Source organism: Streptomyces pactum, from assembly GCF_002005225.1.
Lineage (GTDB): Bacteria > Actinomycetota > Actinomycetes > Streptomycetales > Streptomycetaceae > Streptomyces > Streptomyces pactum_A.
Genome location: NZ_CP019724.1, coordinates 8,159,510 through 8,180,118 on the forward strand (window position 1 = coordinate 8,159,510; position 20,609 = coordinate 8,180,118).

The following is a 20,609-nucleotide window of genomic DNA, read 5'->3' on the forward strand; positions in this document are numbered from 1 at the left end:
GCTCGCCGCGGACGGCGCCCGGCGCTGTGCCTTCGCCGGCACCCTCGTTGTCATCGCGTGCCCCGCCCGATCGGGCCGGCGCGCGGCTTCGCCTCTCCCACACCGTGCGTCATGCCGCCCTCGGGGTGGTCGAGCACGCGGTGCGGGACGACGGCGCCCGAGGTCTGCGCGGGTACGCCCCGGCGCGTCGCGAGCGGCGCCGGCGGCCCCGGCCACCCCGCCGCCCGCCGTGCCCAGCACAATGACCGCATGGCCTCCGCTCCCAGAACCCACGCCGGCGCCGAGCGCGCCCCGATACGGATTCGTCTCGCGGCGACGGTGGCCGCCTTGGCGATCGTCGGTGCCGGAACGGGGCTCAGGGCCGTGGCGTCGGGAGACGTGGCCAAGTACGGCGGAGACGCCCTCTACTGCCTTCTGATGTTCGCCCTGGTCATCCTGGTGGCGCCGCGGGTGACGCCGCCGACAGCCGCCGCGGTCGCCCTGGCCGTCAGTTGGGGTGTCGAGTTCTTGCAGCTCACTGGCCTGCCGGCACACCTCTCACAGCAGAGCACGGCTGCCCGTCTGGTCCTCGGTTCGACATTCAACGCGCCGGACCTCTTCTGGTACGCGGTCGGCGCGGCGACCGGCTGGCTCGTCGTACACCGGATGCGCCCGTGACCGGCAGGTCGACACAGACCACGGACGACGGTGGCCGGCCCGGGGGTGTCCGGGCCGGCCACCGCCTCGTGAGCCGCTACGACAGCGGCTCGATCCAGATGTCGCGGTACCGCACCTTGTTGCCGTGGTCCTGCAGCCGGAGCGCACCGGCCGTCGGGGCCTCCTGGGCGCCCCCGGCGGTCGCGCCGCTCAGCGCCACGTCCTTGTGCACGGTCACGCCGTTCCACACCACGGTGACACGCGCGTCCTCCGTCTTGGCGCCCTGGTCGTCGAAGCGCGCCGCACGGAAGGTGATGTCGTACGTCTGCCACGTGCCCGGCGGGCGGGCCGCGTTCTCGTCGGCGGCCTTCTGCTGGTAGATCGCGGCCGCCTCGTTGTCCGCGGGCGTGGTGTCACCGAACGAGTCCAGGATCTGGATCTCGTAGCGGTCCTGAAGGTAGATGCCGCTGTTGGCACGGTCCTGGCCCGTGACGTCCGGGGGCAGCTCGGGCAGCCAGAACTCGGCGTGGAGCTTGAAGTCACCGAACGCCTGCTTCGTGCGCAGGTCGCCGCAGCAGACCTCCATCCCGCCGTCCGTCAGCGGCCACTGCGCGGTGCGGCCGTCCGTCTGCTGCCAGGCCGCGCGGTCGGCGCCGTCGAACAGGACGATGCGCTCGCCCTTGGGATGCACGCTGATCATGTCGAGGTTGACGTGACCGGTGTCGCCCTCGTCCACCCGGTAGGTGATGGTGTTGGCGCCCTTGCGCAGCCTCAGCGACTCGGTCCGCGTGGACCAGTCGTCCCAGCCGCCCGTACTGAGCAGGCTCGACTGCTTCACCTTCGTGCCGTCCACGTACACGCTCACCGTCTTGGTGCCGGTGAAGGGGTTCGGCCCGTTCGCGTACCGCAGGGCCACGTCGTAGGTGCCCTTCTTGTCCACGTCGACGGTGAACGAGGTGGCCGCGCCCTGGGTGCCGTAGCCGTCCACGAAGCCGCTGCCGGAGTAGCCGGTGTGGTCGGTGTTGACGCCGGCGCCGCCGGATCGCTCGGCCTCCTCCGCCTCGTACGACGTCGTCGGGGGACGCTTGCCCGGCATGGCGTTGAGCGTGTACCAGGCCTCGGTGCTCCACAGCGTCTCGCCCCCGGCCGAGCTGAACGGACGCGGTGAGCGGACGTGCACCACCCGGTCGGGCTTGAGTCCCGTGATCCGCAGCGTGACCTTCTTCCGGTCCTCGGACAGCCGTGCGGAGGTCACGGCGAGGGTCTCCTCGTCGACCTTGGGTCCGCCGTAGGACGGTGTCGGCACGTAGCGCCACTGCTCGACCTGGTAGCTCTCGGCGAGCCTGTCCGCAGTCTCCTGGGACAGCGGCTGGGTGTACTCCAGCTCGAAACCGCCCCGCTTGGCGCGCATGGCCCGGATGTCGAACGCCTTGCCGCCGTTCGGGGTCAGCTTCTGCAGACCGTGGGTCAGTTTGCCCTCCTGGCCCCAGTTGCCCCCGGCGCCCAGGCCGCCCGCGTAGATCGCGCCGTCCGGGCCCTGGGTGATGCGGTTGACGCCCGCCTCGAGACCCTGGGTGTGCCGGAAGACCGCACCCTGGTCCTTGCCCTTCACCTTCTCCAGGAAGGCACGCTGCAGTCCGCCGTAGGTCACGTCACCGAACAGCATCTGGCCGGCGTACGGGCCCTTCTTCAACAGGATCGGTGTGCTGGGGGAGTTGGCGATCTCGTTCTGCGGCAGCCACAGCACCGGTTCGGTCACCGGCTGGTCGTCGAACGGGCCGGCCGGGTTGGTGTAGTGGTTGAAGAAGCGGTCGGGCTTGATGCGGACCAGCTTCGACGCGGGGAGCCAGCCGCCCTGGTTGTCGGCGACGAAGAGGTCGCCGCCGGGGCCCCAGCCGATGCCGTTCGGGGTGCGCAGTCCGCCGGCGAGGTAGGTCACCTTGCCGGTCTTGCGGTTCACCTTGATCGTGGTGCCGCGGTTCGGTGCCGGCTGCGGGTCCGTCGTCGCGCCCCCGTAGTTGATCGCGACGGAGAGGTTCAGGTAGAAGTGACCGTCGCGGTAGAGCAGGCCGAAGGCGAACTCGTGGAAGTTTCCGCCGTACGGCCAGGTCGCCACGGTACGCCGCGCGTCGGTGACGTCGTCGCCGTCGGTGTCGCGCAGCTCGGTGAGTTCGTGCTTCTGCGACACGTACAGGGCCCCGTCGAGCACCTTGATGCCCATGGGTTCCTTGAGGCCGCTCGCCACCTTCTTCACCGTCACCTTGTCGGGGCCGGTCGCGCCGGTGACGTCGTCGAGGAGGTACACCTCGCCCTCGGTCTTGTCGGTGCCGCCCCACGTGGTGATGGCCATTCGGCCGTCCGGGAGCCAGTCCATGCCGGTGACCTGGGGCTCGAAACCGTCGGGCCGCAGGTCCGTCAGTGTGTAGTCGGGGTGCACGCCGTCGAGCGGCAGTCCGTCGCCCGGCGTGTCGGTGCCGCTCTCGCACTGCTTGCGGCCGGGGGCCGTGACCCGTACGACGTCGGCGTCGGTGCTCAGGGCGGAGTTCGGCACGAGGGAGAAGCCGGCGGCGCCGGGCGGCTTCCACTCCAGCGTCACCCGCTGGTCGTTCGTCCGGTCGAAGTGGTCCACGCGCAGGGCGTGGTGACCGGACGTCAGGGTGACCGTGCCCTCCTTGGGCTCCGCCGCGTGGAGGCCGTCGTGATCGATGACCGTCCGGTCGTCGATGGTCAGGCGTGAGCCGTCGTCGCTGGTCAGCCGGAAGGTGTAGGCCCCGTCTTCGGGAACCTCGATGTTCGCGATGACCTGCGAGACGAAGTGGTCACCGACGCCGAAGTCCTCGGTCGTGGAGAAGTCGATGACGGGCATCAGTTTGTCGACGTTCGGGGTCTGTCCGGGCTTGAGCACGCAGATCTCGTTCATCGGCTGTCCGATGTCGAAGACGCGCAGTGTGACGCCCGGTTCCTGCGGTGGCAGGTCGTCGGCGGTGTCGGCGGCGCCGGCGGGCGCCGAGGTGAAGCAGCCGAACAGGACCGAGACGGCGACCAGACCGGCCAGCCGTCCGCGGGATCTGGAGCGGGACCGTGGACTCATGCATCCTCCCCGGGGCGACCCCGTGGCGGGGCCGCCCATGACGGTGGTACGGGACGACGAGGTGGTGCGGCCGGCGTCCTGCCGACCGAAGTGACGCGTGGTGTGCGTGAGATGCCTGGATTCCACCGGGCGTCGGACACCATAGGAGCCTTTTGCTCGCTGCGTCTATAAGTTTGTCATCAGTGAGTACAAACTCTGTTCGTCGACGGGTGAAGAACGCGGATCTCCGGCCGGGTTTCCCCTTCGGTGGACATAGTCGGCCGCGACTCGGGCCGAGAGCGACCGGCGCCCCCGCGGGGTGCGGCGGGGCCGGCCTCAGCGCCTGGACAGGCTCGAGCCGCGGACGACCAGCTCGGGCTGGAGCACCACGTGCTCGTGACGGTGCTCGTCCGCCCGGTCACCGGCTTCCTGGAGAAGCAGATCGGCTGCCATGGCGCCCATCGTGCGTGCGGGCTGGCGGACGGAGGTCAGGGGCACGGTCGCCGCGGCGGCGAACTCGATGTCGTCGTACCCGACGATCGCCAGGTCGTCGGGGACCTTGACGCCGGCCGTGTACATGAACTGGAGTATCCCGAGGGCCAGCAGGTCGTTGGCGCAGAAGACGGCGGTGGGCCGCTCCGCCAGGCCCAGCAGTCTGGCTCCGGCGTCACGTCCGGCGGACACGTCCAGGCGGTCGGTGGGGATCTCCCGCAGCGCCGCGGGGGGCAGGCCGGCCTGGGCGACGGCGGCCAGCGCCCCGGTCCTGCGGTCCTGCACCTGCCTGAGGTGGGACGGTCCGCTGACGTAGGCGAGGGAGCTGTGCCCGGCACCGGTGAGGTGGCGGATCGCCAGGGCACCGCCGGTGACGTCGTCGACCGAGACGGAGCAGCCCTCCGTGTCGTCCGCCACCCGGTCCACGAGAACGTACGGGATGCCGTGCCGCCGGAACTCGCCCAGACTGCGCCCACTCGGATCGGCGGGCGTGACCAGCACCCCGCGGACCCGCTGTTCGGCGAAGAGTTCGAGGTACTCCGCCTCCTTCCGCGCGCTCTGCGCGCTGTTGCACAGGGTGACGGCGAGTCCCGCGTCCCGGGCCGTGCGCTCGGCTCCCTGGGCCAGGTCGACGAAGAACGGATTGCCCATGTCGAGGACGAGCAGTGCCATCACACGGCTGCGGCCCGCCCGTAGTTGCCGGGCGGACTCGCTGCGCACGTAACCCAGGCGTGCGATCACCTGCTCCACGTGATGTCGTGTCCGCTGCGAGACCCGGCCGGGCTGGTTGAGCACATTGGAGACGGTGCCCACGGAGACGCCGGCCTCCCGTGCCACGTCCTTGATGCCGACGACCGGCGTGGAGCGCGTCATGTGTGTCTGTCTCCCGCTGTTCTGCCCCCGCCCATCGAGCCGGTCCGGGAAGCGTTCATCGTACGAAGCCGGGACCGGCCGTTCACGCCAGGTGGAAGACCTCGGTGAGCGGGCGCATGGCGGCGTCGGGCGCTTGGCCGTCCAGTTCCTCGAAGAACTCCGCCATCTCGGCCTGCCAACGCGCGTTCACCTCGCTCGCGTCCATGGCGGCCCGGGCCGCCTCGAAGTCGTCGGTTTCGAGATAGCCGACGAGCAGACCGTCCTTGCGCAGGAAGAGGGAGTAGTTGTGCCAGCCGGCCTCGGAGAGCGCGGCGAGCATGTCGGCCCACACGTGCTGATGGCGCTCGCGGTATTCGGCGACCATCTCGGAGCGGACCTTGAGAAGAAAGCAGACACGTCGCATCGGATCACCCTGTTGCCGAAGGTGGGGCCCCGGCGATCGCCGGGGCCCCACGACTGTCGTGCGGATCAGAAGTCGTACTCGTCGATGTTGGCCTTGTCGAATACGGTCGGCTCACCCGGGGAGACGACACCGTCCGCTCCGATGGTCACGGTGCCGAGGTCGCCGGCGGTGAAGGTCTCGCCCTTCCGGCCGGTGATCTGACCGGATTCGAGGGCGACCGCGGCGTGGGCGGCGAGCGCGCCGAGCTTGGCCGGCTCCCACAGCTCGAACTCCTCGACGGTGCCGTTCTTGACGTAGGCGCGCATGTCGTTCGGGGTGCCGAGGCCCGTGAGCTTGACCTTGCCCTTGTACTTGGAGCCGGACAGGTACTGGGCGGCGGCCTTGATGCCGACGGTGGTGGGGGAGATGATGCCCTTCAGGTTCGGGTACTCCTGCAGCAGGCCCTGGGTCTGCTGGAAGGACTTCTGGGCGTCGTCGTCCCCGTAGGCGACCTTGACGAGCTTGATGTCCTTGTAGGCGGGCTTCTCCAGCTCCTTCTTCATGAAGTCGATCCAGGTGTTCTGGTTCGTCGCGGTCTGCGCCGCGGACAGGATCGCGATCTCGCCCTTGCCACCGATCTGCTTGGCCAGCAACTCGACCTGGGTGCGCCCGAGGTCCTCGGCGGAAGCCGGGGAGACGAACACCTGGCGGCAGTCCTTGTTGGTGTCGGAGTCGTAGGTGACGACACTGACGCCGTTGCGCATGGCCTGCTTGAGGGCGGTGCACAGGGCGCCGGGGTCCTGCGCGGAGACCGCCATGGCGTCGACCTGCTGCTGGGTCAGGGTGTTGACGTAGCTGACCTGGCCGGCGGTGTCGGTGCCGCTGCTGGTGCCGACCTCCTTGTAGGTGGAGCCCAGCTCCCGCAGCGCCTTCTCGCCGCCCTTGTCGGCGGTGGTGAAGTAGGGGTTGTTGACCTGCTTGGGCAGGAAGGCGACGGTGAGCCCCTTCTTCGTCTTCGCGTCGGGGTCGGCCTTGCCGACGGCCGCGCTGCCGCTGTCCTTGGACGCGTCGTCCTTGGTGGTGCCGCCGCAGGCGGTGGCGCCGAGCGCGAGGGCGGTGACAGTGGCGAGTGCGAGGGTCAGTCGACGTGATCCGGCGGTGGTGGCGGGCATGGGAAGTTCCTTTACCTGTGCGGGAAGGTGGGAGGGGGTGGCCGGCCCGTCCCGGCCTGGAGGGCGGCCGGGGAGGGCCGAAGGAGCCGGGCGCAAGGACTACGGGGAAGGGGCCGTGAGAGGTGGGGGAGCGGCCGTCCTCCCCCTGGCCCGTGCCTGGGAGATCCGCCGGCCGATGCGCGGGGCGAGAACCGAGACCACCAACAGGACGCCGGTGGCCACGGTCTGGGACTGGGCGGAGACGTTCAGCAGACTCATGACGTTCTGCATCGTGCCGAGCAGGAACACACCGGCGACGGCGCCGCCGAGGGTGCCCTTGCCGCCGTCGAAGTCGATGCCGCCGAGCAGCACCGCCGCGATCACGGACAGTTCCAGTCCGGTGGCGTTGTCGTAGCGGGCGCTGGCGTAGTGCAGGGTCCAGAAGACACCGGTCAGAGCGGAGACGACACCCGTGGACACGAACATGGCCAGCTTGAGCCGCTTGACGCGGACACCGGCGAAGCGGGCGGCCTCCTCGGAGGCGCCGACGGCGAACAGCGAGCGGCCGAAGCGGGTGGCGTGCAGGACGACGACGGCGATCGCCAGCAGGATGACGAAGGGGACGACGGCGTACGGGAGGAACGTGTCCCCGAACCGGCCGGCGCCGAAGTCCAGGTACTGGGCCGGGAAGTCGGTCACGGAGTCGGAGCCGAGCACGATCTGCGCGATGCCCCGGTAGGCGCCGAGCGTGCCGATGGTGACGGCCAGCGAGGGCAGTCCGAGCCGGGTGACGAGCAGGCCGTTGACCAGGCCGCACACCACTCCGAGCAGAACGCAGAGCGGAATGATCGTCTCGATCGCCATGCCGGCGTTCCACAGGGCGCCCATCACGGCACTGGAGAGGCCGGCCGTGGAGGCCACCGAGAGGTCCACCTCGCCGGAGACCACGAGCATCGCCATGGGCAGGGCGATCAGGGCGATGGGCAGGGTGTTGCCGATGAGGAACGACACGTTCAGGGCGTTGCCGAAGTTCTCCACGAAGGAGAACGAGCAGATCAGCAGGACGACCAGCAGAGCGCCGACCGAGGTGTCCCAGCGCACCGCCCCGCCGAGACGGGAGAGCACGGGAGACTTGACGGAGGTGTCAGGCATGACGGGCACTCCTCGACTGTGCGGCCTTCTTGCGCAGGGCTCCGGAGACTCTGAGCGCCAGGATCCGGTCGACGGCGATGGCGAGCAGCAGCAGGAAGCCGTTGATGGCGGTGACCCAGACCGAACTCACGCCGAGGGCGGGGAGCACACCGTTGATGGAGGTCAGCAGTACGGCGCCGAGCGCGGCGCCGTACACGGTGCCCGATCCGCCGGTGAAGGCGACACCGCCGACGACCACGGCGCTGACCACGATGAGCTCGTACCCGTTGCCGGTGTTGGAGTCGACGTTGCCGAACCTGGCCAGGTACAGGGCGCCGGCGAGCCCGGCGAGCCCTCCGCAGACCACGTAGGCCGTCATGATGCGGGCCCGGACCGGGACACCGGCGAGCCGGGCGGCCTCCGGATTGGACCCCAGGGCGTACATGTCCCGTCCGCTGCGGTAACTGCGGAGGTAGTAGGCCACGACGACCAGGACGGCCAGGGTGAGCAGGGCGAGGTAGGGCACCACGGAGATGCCGTCGCTGCCGAAGTCCACGAAGCCGTCGGGCAGGGCGCTCGCCGTGATCTGGCGGGAGCCGACCCAGATCGAGTCGATGCCGCGGATGACGTAGAGGGTGCCCAGGGTCACCACCAGCGCGGGCACCTTGCCCAGACTCACCAGTGCGCCGTTGACCACGCCGAACAGCGCGCCGACCCCCACGGCCAGCAGCACGGCGACGAGCGGGTGGCCGCCGTCCTTGAGGTAGAGCCCCGCGGCGAAGGCGGAGATGCCCAGCACGGAACCGACCGACAGGTCGACGTTGCGGGTGATCACCACCATCGCCTGGCCGATCGCGACCAGCACGAGAATGGTCGCGTTCAGCATCAGGTCCCTGATGCCCTGCTGCGACAGGAACTCGGAGTTGGACAGTTGGGTCGCGCCGAGCATCACCACCAGCACGGCGATCACGGCCAGTTCGCGGGCCTTGAATATCTTGTCCATGAGCCGCCGCGCGGCGACGGACTCCGGTGGGACCTCCTGCCGCACCGGCTCCACGGTCGTGGTCATGCCGCCTTCCCCTCTCGGTCGGCGCGGCCGGTGGCGGCTGCCATCACGGTCTCCTCGGTCGCTTCCGCCCGGGGGATCTCCGCGGTCAGCCGGCCCTCGTGCATCACCAGGACCCGGTCGGCCATACCGAGGATCTCCGGCAGGTCGGACGAGATCATCAGCACCGCCACGCCGTCGGCGGCGAGCGAGGACAGCAGACGGTGCACCTCCGCCTTCGTCCCCACGTCGATACCGCGGGTCGGCTCGTCCACGATCAGCACCTGGGGAGCCGTGGCGAGCCACTTGGCCAGGACGACCTTCTGCTGGTTGCCGCCCGACAGCGTCCCCACGACATCGCCCAGGCGCGCGTACTTCACCTGGAGCCTGGTCGCCCAGTCCACGGCGCGGCTGCGCTCGGCCCGCCGGTTCATCAGCCCGGCCCTGGAGGTGGCCGCGAACCCGGTGAGGCCGATGTTCCGCTCGATGGACATGTCCATCACCAGGCCCTGGGCGCGGCGGTCCTCGGGCACCAGGGCGAGACCGGCGGCCATGGCCAGGCTCGGAGCCCCCGGAGGAAGCTTCCGGCCGAGCACCTCGACCTCACCGCCGTCGAACCCGTCGACGCCGAAGACGGCCCGGGCCACCTCGCTGCGCCCCGCCCCGACCAGACCGGCGAGGCCGAGGATCTCGCCGCGCCGGACGTCGAAGGAGACGTCGGTGAAGACGCCTTCGCGCGTCAGCCGGCGCACGCTGAGGGCGACCTCGCCGATCCGGGTCTCCTGCTTGGGGTAGAGCTCCTCCAGATCGCGGCCGACCATGCGGCGCACCAGGCCGTCCTCGTCGAGGTCGGAGAGGGGCTCACTGGCGATCCAGGCACCGTCCCGGAGGGTGGTGACCCGCTGGCACAACTCGAAGATCTCCTCCAGGCGGTGCGAGATGAACAGCACCGCCGACCCCTGCTCGCGCAGCGTCCTGACCACGCCGAACAGCCGGGCCACCTCGCTGCCGGTGAGCGCCGCCGTCGGCTCGTCCATGATCAGGACGCGGGCGTCGAAGGACAGAGCCTTGGCGATCTCCACCAGTTGCTGGTCGGCGATGGAGAGGCCGCGGGCCGGCTGGTCCGGGTCGAGGGCGACACCGAGGCGGGCGAAGAGTTCGGCCGCGGCCGTCCTGACCGTACGGTGGTCCACCCTGCCCAGGGAGCGCCGGGGCTGCCGTCCGATGTAGATGTTCTCCGCGACGGACAGGTCGGGGAAGAGCGTCGGCTCCTGGTAGATCACGGCGATCCCCGCGTCGCGGGCGTCCGCCGGGCTGTGGAAGTCCACCGGCTCGCCGTCGAGGAGGACCGTGCCGGTGTCCGGACGGTGCACGCCCGCGAGAGTCTTGATCAGAGTGGACTTGCCGGCGCCGTTCTCGCCCGCCAGCGCATGGGCCTCGCCGGCGTACAGCCGCAGGGAGACCTCACGCAGGGCCCGGACGGCGCCGAAGGATTTACTCACTCCCTCCAGGGCGAGCACCGGAGCGGCCCCCGGTTCGGGATGGGTCATGGGTTCTCTCCAGTACGTGTGCCGAGCCGGAACCCCGCTGTGAAATGTTTCAAATGGGGTTGCCGGGAAGCTAGCTTCAGCCCGTCCGGGGCGTCAAGGGTCCGGGGCGTGCGCGATCGCCGGAATCTCGCGGTGGCGGCGCAGGAAACAGGTGAGCCAGGCCCTGTCGGGGCCCTTGACGGGGGTGGTGTCACGGGTTAGTTTCGGCGCAGCCTGAATCGATTCATACGACAGGTCGTTCGGGTCCCCCGTGACGGGGCAACTTGCGCATCCAGAGGTGGACATGCCTGACATTACTGCCGTGAGAACCGCACTCGCCGAACAGCGGGTCGAGACGCCTTCCTGGGGCTACGGCAACTCCGGAACGCGTTTCAAGGTGTTCGCGCAGCCCGGCGTGCCGCGGACCCCGCGTGAGAAGCTGGACGACGCGGCCAAGGTGCACGAGTTCACCGGTGTCACCCCCCGGGTCGCGCTGCACATCCCCTGGGACAGGGTGGACGACTACGCCGCGCTGGCCGCGCACGCCAAGGACCGGGGCCTGGAACTGGGCGCCATCAACGCCAACGTCTTCCAGGAGGACGACTACCGGCTCGGCAGTGTCTGCCACCCGGACGCGGCGGTGCGGCGCAAGGCGCTCGCGCACCTCATGGAGTGCGTCGACATCATGGACGCCACCGGTTCCCGCGACCTGAAGCTGTGGTTCGCCGACGGCACCAACTATCCCGGCCAGGACGACATCACGGCCCGCCAGGACCGGCTCGCCGAGGCCCTCGGGGCCGTCTACGAGCGCCTGGGCGAGGGCCAGCGGATGCTCCTGGAGTACAAGTTCTTCGAGCCCGCGTTCTACACGACCGACGTCCCCGACTGGGGCACGGCCTACGCGCACTGTCTCAAGCTCGGTGACAAGGCGCAGGTCGTCGTGGACACCGGCCATCACGCGCCCGGCACCAACATCGAGTTCATCGTGGCCGTCCTGCTCCGCGAGGGAAAGCTCGGCGGGTTCGACTTCAACTCCCGCTTCTACGCGGACGACGACCTGATGGTCGGCGCCGCCGATCCCTTCCAGCTCTTCCGGATCCTCCGCGAGGTCGTCAAGAACGGCGGCCTGGATCCCGCCGCCGGCGTGGCCTTCATGCTCGACCAGTGCCACAACATCGAGGCGAAGATCCCGGCGATCATCCGTTCGGTGATGAACGTCCAGGAAGCCACCGCCAAGGCGCTGCTGGTCGATGACGAGGCGCTGGCCGCGGCCCAGGAGGAGGGCGACGTCCTGGCGGCCAACGCCGTCCTGATGGACGCGTACAACACCGACGTCCGGCCGCTGCTGGCTCAGGTCCGCGAGGAGAAGGGCCTGAACCCCGACCCGGTCGCCGCCTACCGCGCCAGCGGCTGGCAGGAGCGGATCACCGCCGAACGCGTGGGCGGCGAGCAGGCCGGCTGGGGCGCCTAGGCCGTGTCCGCGAAGGACACGACCTAGGCCGACACGACCCGGGACCTGCCGTTCCGGGGCGCCGCGCGGCCTCGGGCATCCTCCGTCGTCAACTCATCCCGAAGGAAAGATCACCATGGCCTCCGCCATTCACCCCGAAGTCGCCGGGCTCCTGGCGCGCTCGCACCGGCTGGGCTCGGACCCGCGCAACACCAATTACGCGGGCGGGAACACGTCCGCCAAGGGCACCACCACCGACCCCGTCACCGGTGGTGAGCTGGAGCTGCTGTGGGTCAAGGGCTCAGGCGGGGACCTGGGCACGCTGAAGGCCGGCGGGCTGGCGGCGCTGCGCCTGGACCGGCTGCACGCCCTGAAGGGCGTCTACCCGGGCGTGGAGCGCGAGGACGAGATGGTCGCCGCGTTCGACTACTGCCTGCACGGCAAGGGCGGCGCCGCGCCGTCCATCGACACGGCCATGCACGCCCTGGTCGACGCGGCGCATGTGGACCACCTGCACCCCGACTCCGGTATCGCGCTGGCCTGCGCGGCCGACGGCGAGAAACTGACCGCCGAATGCTTCGGTGACAAGGTCGTGTGGGTGCCGTGGCGGCGGCCCGGGTTCCAGCTCGGGCTGGACATCGCCGCGATCAAGCAGGACAACCCGCAGGCCGTCGGCTGCGTCCTCGGCGGCCACGGTGTCACCGCGTGGGGCGCCACCTCCGAGGAGTGCGAGGCCAACTCGCTGCACATCATCCGCACCGCCGAGGCCTTCCTCGCCGAGAAGGGCCGCCCCGAACCGTTCGGCCCGGTGCGGGACGGCTACGAGCCGCTGCCCGACGAGGAGCGGCGCGCCCGTGCCGCCGCGCTCGCCCCGCACGTCCGCGCGATCGCGTCCGCCGACCTGCCGCAGGTCGGCCACTTCACGGACTCCGAGGCGGTGCTGGACTTCCTCTCCCGCACCGAGCACCCGCGTCTCGCGGCCCTCGGCACGTCCTGCCCCGACCACTTCCTGCGCACCAAGGTCCGCCCGCTGGTCCTGGACCTGCCGGCCGGCACGCCGCTGGAGCGGGCGATCGCCCGGCTGACGGAGCTGCACACCGAGTACCGCGCCGAGTACCAGGCGTACTACGAGCGGCACGCCGTCCCGGACTCGCCGGCCATGCGCGGGGCCGACCCGGCGATCGTCCTGGTGCCGGGCGTGGGCATGTTCTCCTTCGGCAAGGACAAGCAGACCGCCCGGGTCGCCGGCGAGTTCTACGTCAACGCGATCAACGTGATGCGCGGTGCCGAGGCCGTCTCCTCCTACAGCCCCATCGAGGAGTCGGAGAAGTTCCGCATCGAGTACTGGGAGCTGGAGGAGGCCAAGCTGCGGCGGATGCCCGCGCCCAAGCCGCTGGCCACCCGGGTCGCGCTCGTCACGGGCGCCGGCTCCGGCATCGGCAAGGCCATCGCCCACCGGCTCGCCGCCGAGGGTGCCTGCGTCGTGGTCGCCGACCTCGACGCCACGAACGCGGCGGCCGTCGCCGAGGAACTCGGCGGCCCGGACCGGGCCGTGGCCGTGGCCGTGGACGTCACCAGCGAGGAGCAGATCGCCGCCGCGTTCGCCGCGGCCGTCCTCGCCTTCGGAGGCGTCGACCTCGTCGTCAACAACGCCGGCATCTCCATCTCCAAGCCGCTGCTGGAGACGACGGCCAAGGACTGGGACCTCCAGCACGACATCATGGCCCGGGGCTCCTTCCTGGTCTCCCGCGAGGCCGCCCGGGTGATGACCGCGCAGAAGCTCGGCGGCGACATCGTCTACATCGCTTCCAAGAACGGTGTCTTCGCGGGCCCCAACAACATCGCCTACGGTGCGACCAAGGCCGACCAGGCCCACCAGGTACGGCTGCTGGCGGCCGAGCTCGGTGAGCACGGCATCCGCGTCAACGGCGTCAACCCCGACGGAGTCGTGCGCGGTTCCGGCATCTTCGCCGGCGGCTGGGGCGCCAAGCGGGCCGCCGTGTACGGCGTGGCGGAGGAGAAGCTCGGCGAGTTCTACGCCCAGCGCACGCTGCTCAAGCGCGAGGTGCTGCCCGAGCACGTGGCCAACGCCGTCTTCGCGCTCACCGGCGGCGACCTGACCCACACCACCGGCCTGCACGTCCCGGTGGACGCGGGTGTCGCCGCCGCCTTCCTGCGCTGACCGCGAGCCCGCCCTGATGCCGGTGCCACCCGCGCGGCGGCGTCAGGGCGCGTCGCCAGTTGGCCGGGGTGCCGCTCGCGCACCGCGCCGAGCGCGTCGGCGAGCGTGGCCGCCGGTGACCCGGCGCCGCGGGCGCGTGCGCGCCGGCGCGAGCCGGCCCGCCCGCCGACCGCGCTCTGGCGCCCGTTCGCACCACCGGCCGTCGCCGCACTTATCAACCGCCCGGCCCCTCATCACCTCACCCCTCGTCAGCTCACCTCTCGTCAGCTCACCCCTCTTCACCGCCGCCCGCATCACCGCCGCCCTCATCACCTCGACCCTCACCACTCCTCGCCGCGCACAGCGGAGGTAACACCACGTGACCACCACCCCGGCCTCCTCGGCCTTCCCCTCGGCGTTCGCCGCGGTCGACCTCGGGGCCACCAGCGGCCGGGTGATCCTCGGCCGGGTAGGGCCGGACAACCTCGACCTGACCGAGGCCCACCGGTTCGCCAACACTCCCGTACGCCTGCCCGACGGACTGCACTGGAACATGCTCGCGCTCTTCCAGGAGACGCTCGATGGTCTGCGGGAGGCCGCCCGGACCGGATCGGTCGCCTCCATCGGAGTGGACACGTGGGCGGTGGACTACGGGCTCCTCGACGCCGACGGCGTACTCCTCGGCACCCCGTACCACTACCGGGACAGCCGCACCGACGACGCCGCCCAGCGGGTCTGGCCGCGCGTCGGACCCGAGGAGCTGTACCGGATCACCGGGCTGCAGCACCTGTCGTTCAACACCGTCTTCCAACTGGCCTCGGCAGCGGGCAGCAGCCAGTCGGACGCCGCCCGCACCCTGCTGCTGATTCCGGACCTGCTGGTCCACTGGCTGACCGGAACCATCGGCACGGAAGCGACCAACGCCTCCACCACCGGCCTCTTCGACGCCCGCACGGGCACCTGGGCCGGCGCACTCCTCGACCGGCTCTCCATCGACCCGGCCCTGCTGCCACCCCTGCGCCACCCCGGCGACCCGGCGGGAACCCTCCTGCCGCACGTCGCCGCCCACACCGGTCTCGACGCGAGCACCCCGGTCATCACCGTCGCCTCGCACGACACCGCCTCCGCCGTCGCCGCCGTCCCGGCCACCGAACCGCACTTCGCCTACATCTCGTGCGGCACCTGGTCCCTGGCCGGCCTCGAACTGGACGCCCCGGTGCTGACCGAGGACTCCCGGGCCGCGAACTTCACCAACGAACTCGGCGTGGACGGCACCGTCCGCTACCTCCGCAACATCATGGGCATGTGGCTGCTGGAGGAGTGCCGCCGGATCTGGGAAGCGCGGGGGCTGCCCGCACACATCCCCGTACTCCTCGCCGAGGCCGCCCGGTCCACGGCGTTCGGCGCGGTCATCGACCCGGACGACCCCGTGTTCCTCGCCCCGGGCGACATGCCGGAACGGATCCGCGAGCACTGCCGCCGTACGGACCAGCCGGTCCCCGACGGCCGGGGTGCCGTCGTCCGCTGCATCCTGGAGAGCCTGGCACTGGCCCACCGCCGCACCCTGCGGCAGGCGGCCGAACTGGCCGGGCGCGACATCACCCACATCCACCTCGTCGGCGGCGGTTCCCGCAACGACCTGCTCTGCCAGCTCACCGCCGACGCCACCGGGCTGCCCGTCATCGCCGGGCCCACCGAGGCCACCGCCCTCGGCAACATCCTCGTCCAGGCCAGAGCCGCCGGGCTGGTCGCCGACCTGGCGGCGATGCGCCGGCTCGTCGCCTCGACCCAACACCTCAGGCGCTACACCCCACGTGGCGACAGCGCCGCCTGGGACGCGGCAGCCGCCAGGCTCACCCCTGCCCGAACGGAGCCCTGATGCGCGTAGCCCTCTTCGCCACCTGCGTCAACGACGCCCTCTACCCGTCGACGGCGATCGCGACCGTCAAGGTGCTCGAGCGCCTCGGGGTCGAGGTGGACTTCCCCGCCGCCCAGACCTGCTGCGGCCAGCCGCAGTACAACACCGGCTACCGCCGCGCGACCGAACCACTGGTACTCCGCACGGCCCGCGCCTTCGAGGGTTACGACCACGTCGTCACGCCCTCCGGCTCCTGCGTCGCCATGGTCCGCGACAACTACCCCCGGATCGGCGCCAAGGCGGTGGCCGAGGGCCGGGGCCGGGAACTGGCCGGCGCCGCCGCGTCCCTCGTTCCGCACGTCTACGAGCTGACCGAGTTCCTCGTCGACGTGCTCGGAGTGACGGACGTGGGCGCCTGCTTCCCCCACACCGTCACCTACCACCCCTCCTGCCACGGGCTGCGCATGCTCGGCCTGGGTGACCGGCCCCGCCGGCTGCTGGAAGCGGTCAGAGGTCTGGAACTCGTCGAGCTGCCGGGCGCCGAGGAGTGCTGCGGCTTCGGCGGAACGTTCGCCGTGAAGAACGCCGACGTGTCCGAGGCGATGGGCGAAGACAAGATCCGCAACGCCATGTCCACGGGCGCGGACGTGCTGTGCGGCGCCGACAACTCGTGCCTCATGCACATCGGCGGCATGCTGCGCCGCCAGGACGCACCACAGCGGGCACTGCACCTCGCGGAGATCCTCGCGAGCACGGAAGAGGAGCCGCTGCGATGAGCGGGACGTATCTGGGCATGCCGGCCTTCCCCCGGGCGGCACGGGACGCCGTGCGGGACACGACGCTGCGCGGGAATCTGCGGCACGCCACGCACACCATCCGGGACAAGCGGGCCCGCGCGGTGGCGGAGCTGGACGACTGGGCGGCGCTGCGCGAGGCGGGGAAGCGGATCAAGGACCACACGCTGCGTCATCTGGACCGGTATCTGGTACGGGTGGAGGAGGCGGTCACGGCGGCCGGCGGGACGGTGCACTGGGCCGCCGACGCCGAGGAGGCCAACCGGATCGTCGCGGACCTGGTGAAGGCGACAGGCGAGTCCGAGGTCGTCAAGGTCAAGTCGATGGCGACGCAGGAGACCGGTCTCAACGAGGCGCTGGAGGCGGAGGGCATCCGCGCCTACGAGACCGATCTCGCCGAGCTGATCGTGCAGTTGGGCAAGGACCGGCCCTCGCACATCCTGGTCCCGGCGATCCACCGCAACCGCGGCGAGATCCGGGACATCTTCCGCTCCGAGATGGGCGAGTGGGGCCGCCCGGCACCCGAGGGCCTGACCGACACGCCCGCCGAACTCGCCGAGGCGGCCCGGCTGCACCTGCGGGAGAAGTTCCTGCGCGCCAAGGTCGGCATCTCCGGCGCCAACTTCATGGTCGCCGAGACCGGCACCCTCGTCGTCGTGGAGTCCGAGGGCAACGGCCGGATGTGCCTGACCCTGCCCGAGACCCTGATCTCGGTCGTCGGCATCGAGAAGGTGATCCCCACCTGGCGCGACCTCGAGGTGTTCCTCCAGCTCCTGCCCCGCTCCTCGACGGCCGAGCGGATGAACCCCTACACGTCCATGTGGACCGGCACCACCGACGGCGACGGCCCGCGCGCCTTCCACCTGGTGCTGCTCGACAACGGCCGTACCGACACCCTCGCCGACGAGGTCGGCCGCCAGGCGCTGCGCTGCATCCGCTGCTCGGCGTGCCTGAACGTCTGCCCCGTCTACGAGCGGGCGGGCGGACACGCCTACGGTTCGGTCTACCCGGGCCCGATCGGCGCCATCCTCAGCCCCCAACTGCGGGGCACGGGCAGCGAGATCGACGCCTCCCTGCCGTACGCGTCCTCGCTGTGCGGCGCCTGCTACGAGGTGTGCCCCGTCGCCATCGACATCCCGGAAGTCCTGGTCCACCTGCGCGAGAAGGTGGCCGACCAGGGCGGCGCAGGGCACCGCCTGGAACGGGCCGCGATGCGGACGGCGACCTGGCTCCTCGACCACCCGGCCGCCCTCAACGCCGCTGAACGACTCGCCTCCAGCACGCGGAAGCTGCATCCCAAGCGGCTCCCCGGGCCCGGAGCTCGCCAGTGGACCAACAGCCGTGACCTGCCGGACCTGCCGGCCGAGCCGTTCCGTGACTGGTGGAAGAAGAATCACGCATGACGTCTCCGTCCTCCTCCCGCGACCGTGTTCTGGGCCGAGTGCGCGCGGCCCTCGCCGAGGCGCCCGAGCCCTCCGAGGTCACGCGCGACTACCTCGTGAGCCACACCCCCGACGACCCCGCCGCGGTGGTCGACCTCCTCCACGAGAACCTGGCCGACTACCGGGCGGGCGTGCACCGCAGCACCCGGGACGGCCTTCCGGCACTCATCGGGAAGCTTCTCGCCGCCCACGACGCGGCCACCGTCGTCGTACCGCCCGGCCTTCCCGGAGCCTGGCTCGCCGACTCGGACGCCCGGCAACGACTCGACGACGTCCCCCTGACCCCGCACGAGCTCGACTCCGCCGACGCCGTGGTGACCGGCTGCGCCCTCGCCGTGGCCGAGACCGGCACCGTCGTACTCGACGCCGGCCCGGGGCAGGGCAGGCGTGCCCTCACTCTCATCCCCGACCTGCACATCTGCGTAGTCGACGTCCCCGGGCAGGTGGTCGCCTCCCTGCCGCGGGCCCTGCCGCGCCTCGACCCGGCTCGCCCGACCACCTGGATCTCCGGGCCCTCCGCCACGAGCGACATCGAACTCGACCGGGTGGAAGGAGTCCACGGGCCTCGCACTCTGGAGGTCGTGCTGGTGGTGGACTGACTCCGCGGGGGAGGGAGAGCCGAGAGCCCGGCCCCGCTTCTCGGGGACGCGGACGGGAACACTCCTCGTCTCGCGTCCGGAAGGCCGTCCGGGCCCGCTCGGCAGGCCCGGACGCCCCGGCGCTGCGGCTAGACGACCGCCGCCGGGCTCCGGTGGTCGTGCTCCAGCTCGCACACCCGCCCCGTGTCCCAGGCGGGGAAGGGGTCCTCGACGGGTACCTGTTCGCCCTCGGTCAGCAGGCATGCGGCGAGGGCGGTGCGCAGCCCCGGCTCCCGCAGGCCGACACCGATGAACACCAACTCCTGTGCGTGGGAGGCGTCGGAGTCCCTGATCCCGGAGGGCTCGAAGCGGGCCACGGACCCGGCCTGCGACCACAGGCCGGTCACGCCCGCGCGGCCGGCGAGCGTGAAGAAACCCTTGGAACGCAGCACGTGGCCGTACGTTCCGCTGTCCAGGTCCTCGGTGACGAAGTCCCACAGACGTCCGGGATGGAACGGAGCGGAGGACCGGAAGACCAGGGACGAAATGCCGTACTCCTCGGTCTCCGGAACACGGTCGCCGTTGAGTTCCCGGACCCAGCCCGGCGCCTGCTGCGCGCGCTCCAGGTCGAACCGGCCGGTTTCCAGGACCTCGCGGACGCCGACCCGGCCGTGCACCGAGGGGACCAGGCGGGCCGTCGGATTGAGACGTGCCAGCACCCCGCGCACCCGGTCGGCGTCGGCTTCGCGGACCAGGTCCAGCTTGTTCAGCACGAGCACGTCGGCGAACTCGACCTGGTCGATCAGCAGGTCGCTCACGGTGCGCTCGTCGTCCTCGTAGGGAGCCAGCCCCCGCTCGGCCAGGTCGTCGCCGGTGCCCAGTTCGTCGAGGAAGTTCGCGGCGTCCACCACCGTGACCATGGTGTCCAGCCGGGCCACCGCGTCCAGCGTGGCCCCGTCGTCGCGGGCGAAGGCGAAGGTGGCGGCCACGGGCATCGGCTCCGAGATACCGCTCGACTCGATGAGCAGGTAGTCGAAGCGGCCGTCCCGGGCGAGACGGTCGACCTCTTCCAGCAGGTCGTCCCGCAGCGTGCAGCAGATGCAGCCGTTGGTCATCTCCACCAGACGTTCCTCGGTCCGGGAGAGCGCCGCCTCGCCCCCGCGTACGAGGGTGGCGTCGATGTTGATCTCGCTCATGTCGTTGACGATCACCGCCACCCGCAGGCCCTCGCGGTTGGTGAGGACATGGTTGAGGAGCGTCGTCTTGCCGGCGCCGAGGAAGCCCGACAGCACGGTGACGGGCAGGCGCTGCGAGGGCATCGGGGTCAGCCCTCCGGACGCATGAGGCCGCGCCGGTAGGCGGGCACGAGGTGCTGCGGCACCCGGTAGGTCACTCCGTCGACCGTGACCGGCACCAGGTTCGGGGTGCTCGCCTTCCACTGGGCGCGGCGGTGGCGGGTGTTGCTGCGGGACATCTTGCGCTTGGGCACGGCCATGGGTCGTTCCTCTCGGTTGTCACGTCACGCGGCGCGATGTGCGCCGCCGACGGGAGGGCGGGACACCAGCATACGATAACGGTTTTCATGTGCGATGACGGTTTCCGTCTCCAGCGGGCCGGACGGACGGCCGTCACCGACGGCGCCTCAGGCCGGTTGCCGGACCCTGGCGAGCGTCGAGGGGGTGGGGAGGTGCCCGGGGTGCCCCTGGCGCACCGGTCGGCCCTCGCGCAGCGGGAGGCAGGCGTCGGCCGAGCGGGCGGCGTCGAGGTCGTGCGTGGCGTGGACGACGGTCACGCCCTCGCCCGCCGGTTCGGTCAGCAGCGTCGCTGTGCAATCCCTGGCCTCTGGGCCGAGCGTCGTGGTCGGCTCGTCCAAGAGCAGCAGGTCCGACTCCTGGGCGACTCTCTGGGTGCGTTCCGGCGTGTGTGCCCGGGTGGGGCGGCCGGCGTACCGACGGGTGGGGTGATCACGCCTGGAGTTCCCGGTGACCTGCAGCGGCGCGTGCGGCGTCCCCGGTCC

Annotated in this window: 16 protein-coding genes and 1 pseudogene; 7 read left to right on the forward strand and 10 right to left on the reverse strand. The window is 71.0% G+C overall.

From position 1 onward, the window contains the following. Nucleotides 1–249 precede the first annotated feature (249 nt). Nucleotides 250–657, forward strand: coding sequence for a DUF2809 domain-containing protein (locus tag B1H29_RS35380; protein ID WP_055420099.1), 408 nt, complete (start codon nucleotides 250–252; stop codon nucleotides 655–657). A 76-nt stretch (nucleotides 658–733) separates the two neighbouring features. Here B1H29_RS35380 and B1H29_RS35385 read toward each other — a convergent pair whose 3' ends face one another. The 7 genes from B1H29_RS35385 to B1H29_RS35415 all read right to left on the reverse strand — a co-directional run bounded on the left by B1H29_RS35385 (nucleotide 734) and on the right by B1H29_RS35415 (nucleotide 10,330). Then, nucleotides 734–3,727: a family 16 glycoside hydrolase gene (locus tag B1H29_RS35385; protein ID WP_055420098.1), complete on the reverse strand. Its 2,994-nt coding sequence runs from the start codon at nucleotides 3,725–3,727 to the stop codon at nucleotides 734–736. 315 nt (nucleotides 3,728–4,042) lie between these two features. Then, complete coding sequence (locus tag B1H29_RS35390) at nucleotides 4,043–5,071, reverse strand: LacI family DNA-binding transcriptional regulator (protein ID WP_055420097.1); 1,029 nt, start codon at nucleotides 5,069–5,071, stop codon at nucleotides 4,043–4,045. A gap of 82 nt (nucleotides 5,072–5,153) precedes the next feature. Further along, a complete protein-coding gene (locus B1H29_RS35395; protein WP_055420096.1) occupies nucleotides 5,154–5,474 on the reverse strand; it encodes an L-rhamnose mutarotase in 321 nt (106 codons plus the stop codon). Nucleotides 5,475–5,539: 65 nt separating this feature from the next. Further along, the gene (rhaS, locus tag B1H29_RS35400; protein ID WP_055420095.1) at nucleotides 5,540–6,625 is read right to left on the reverse strand and encodes a rhamnose ABC transporter substrate-binding protein; all 1,086 of its coding nucleotides are present in this window, start codon (nucleotides 6,623–6,625) and stop codon (nucleotides 5,540–5,542) included. Between the two features lie 99 nt (nucleotides 6,626–6,724). Further along, nucleotides 6,725–7,756, reverse strand: coding sequence for an ABC transporter permease (locus tag B1H29_RS35405; protein ID WP_055420094.1), 1,032 nt, complete (start codon nucleotides 7,754–7,756; stop codon nucleotides 6,725–6,727). Then, the gene (locus tag B1H29_RS35410; RefSeq protein ID WP_055420093.1) at nucleotides 7,749–8,804 is read right to left on the reverse strand and encodes an ABC transporter permease; all 1,056 of its coding nucleotides are present in this window, start codon (nucleotides 8,802–8,804) and stop codon (nucleotides 7,749–7,751) included. The genes B1H29_RS35405 and B1H29_RS35410 overlap by 8 nt, the downstream gene beginning before the upstream one ends. After that, a complete protein-coding gene (locus B1H29_RS35415) occupies nucleotides 8,801–10,330 on the reverse strand; it encodes a sugar ABC transporter ATP-binding protein (RefSeq protein WP_055420092.1) in 1,530 nt (509 codons plus the stop codon). Before B1H29_RS35415 ends, B1H29_RS35410 begins: the two co-directional genes overlap by 4 nt. 283 nt (nucleotides 10,331–10,613) lie before the next feature. Here B1H29_RS35415 and rhaI point away from each other — a divergent pair, with 283 nt between their 5' ends. The 6 genes from rhaI to B1H29_RS35445 all read left to right on the forward strand — a co-directional run bounded on the left by rhaI (nucleotide 10,614) and on the right by B1H29_RS35445 (nucleotide 18,613). Continuing rightward, complete coding sequence (gene rhaI, locus B1H29_RS35420; RefSeq protein ID WP_055420091.1) at nucleotides 10,614–11,780, forward strand: L-rhamnose isomerase; 1,167 nt, start codon at nucleotides 10,614–10,616, stop codon at nucleotides 11,778–11,780. 115 nt (nucleotides 11,781–11,895) lie between these two features. Then, nucleotides 11,896–13,941: a bifunctional rhamnulose-1-phosphate aldolase/short-chain dehydrogenase gene (locus B1H29_RS35425; protein WP_055420090.1), complete on the forward strand. Its 2,046-nt coding sequence runs from the start codon at nucleotides 11,896–11,898 to the stop codon at nucleotides 13,939–13,941. Between the two features lie 358 nt (nucleotides 13,942–14,299). Beyond that, on the forward strand, nucleotides 14,300–15,799 hold the full coding sequence (locus tag B1H29_RS35430) for a rhamnulokinase (RefSeq protein ID WP_055420089.1): 1,500 nt from the start codon (nucleotides 14,300–14,302) through the stop codon (nucleotides 15,797–15,799). After that, nucleotides 15,799–16,554 carry a (Fe-S)-binding protein gene (locus B1H29_RS35435; RefSeq protein WP_055420088.1) on the forward strand — a complete coding sequence of 252 codons (756 nt, stop codon included), beginning with the start codon at nucleotides 15,799–15,801 and terminating at the stop codon, nucleotides 16,552–16,554. The genes B1H29_RS35430 and B1H29_RS35435 overlap by 1 nt, the downstream gene beginning before the upstream one ends. Continuing rightward, the gene (locus tag B1H29_RS35440; protein ID WP_079160649.1) at nucleotides 16,551–17,975 is read left to right on the forward strand and encodes a LutB/LldF family L-lactate oxidation iron-sulfur protein; all 1,425 of its coding nucleotides are present in this window, start codon (nucleotides 16,551–16,553) and stop codon (nucleotides 17,973–17,975) included. Before B1H29_RS35435 ends, B1H29_RS35440 begins: the two co-directional genes overlap by 4 nt. Continuing rightward, nucleotides 17,972–18,613 (forward strand): LutC/YkgG family protein, encoded by a 642-nt coding sequence (locus B1H29_RS35445; protein WP_055420085.1) that lies wholly within the window; start codon nucleotides 17,972–17,974, stop codon nucleotides 18,611–18,613. Before B1H29_RS35440 ends, B1H29_RS35445 begins: the two co-directional genes overlap by 4 nt. A gap of 128 nt (nucleotides 18,614–18,741) precedes the next feature. Here B1H29_RS35445 and B1H29_RS35450 read toward each other — a convergent pair whose 3' ends face one another. From B1H29_RS35450 to B1H29_RS35460, 3 genes and pseudogenes are all read right to left on the reverse strand, one after another. Then, complete coding sequence (locus tag B1H29_RS35450) at nucleotides 18,742–19,911, reverse strand: GTP-binding protein (RefSeq protein WP_055420084.1); 1,170 nt, start codon at nucleotides 19,909–19,911, stop codon at nucleotides 18,742–18,744. 5 nt (nucleotides 19,912–19,916) lie between these two features. Continuing rightward, a complete protein-coding gene (gene rpmF, locus B1H29_RS35455; RefSeq protein ID WP_055420083.1) occupies nucleotides 19,917–20,087 on the reverse strand; it encodes a 50S ribosomal protein L32 in 171 nt (56 codons plus the stop codon). A 147-nt stretch (nucleotides 20,088–20,234) separates the two neighbouring features. After that, a pseudogene (locus B1H29_RS35460) lies at nucleotides 20,235–20,498 on the reverse strand (ABC transporter ATP-binding protein); the annotation flags it as partial. Nucleotides 20,499–20,609: the final 111 nt, after the last annotated feature.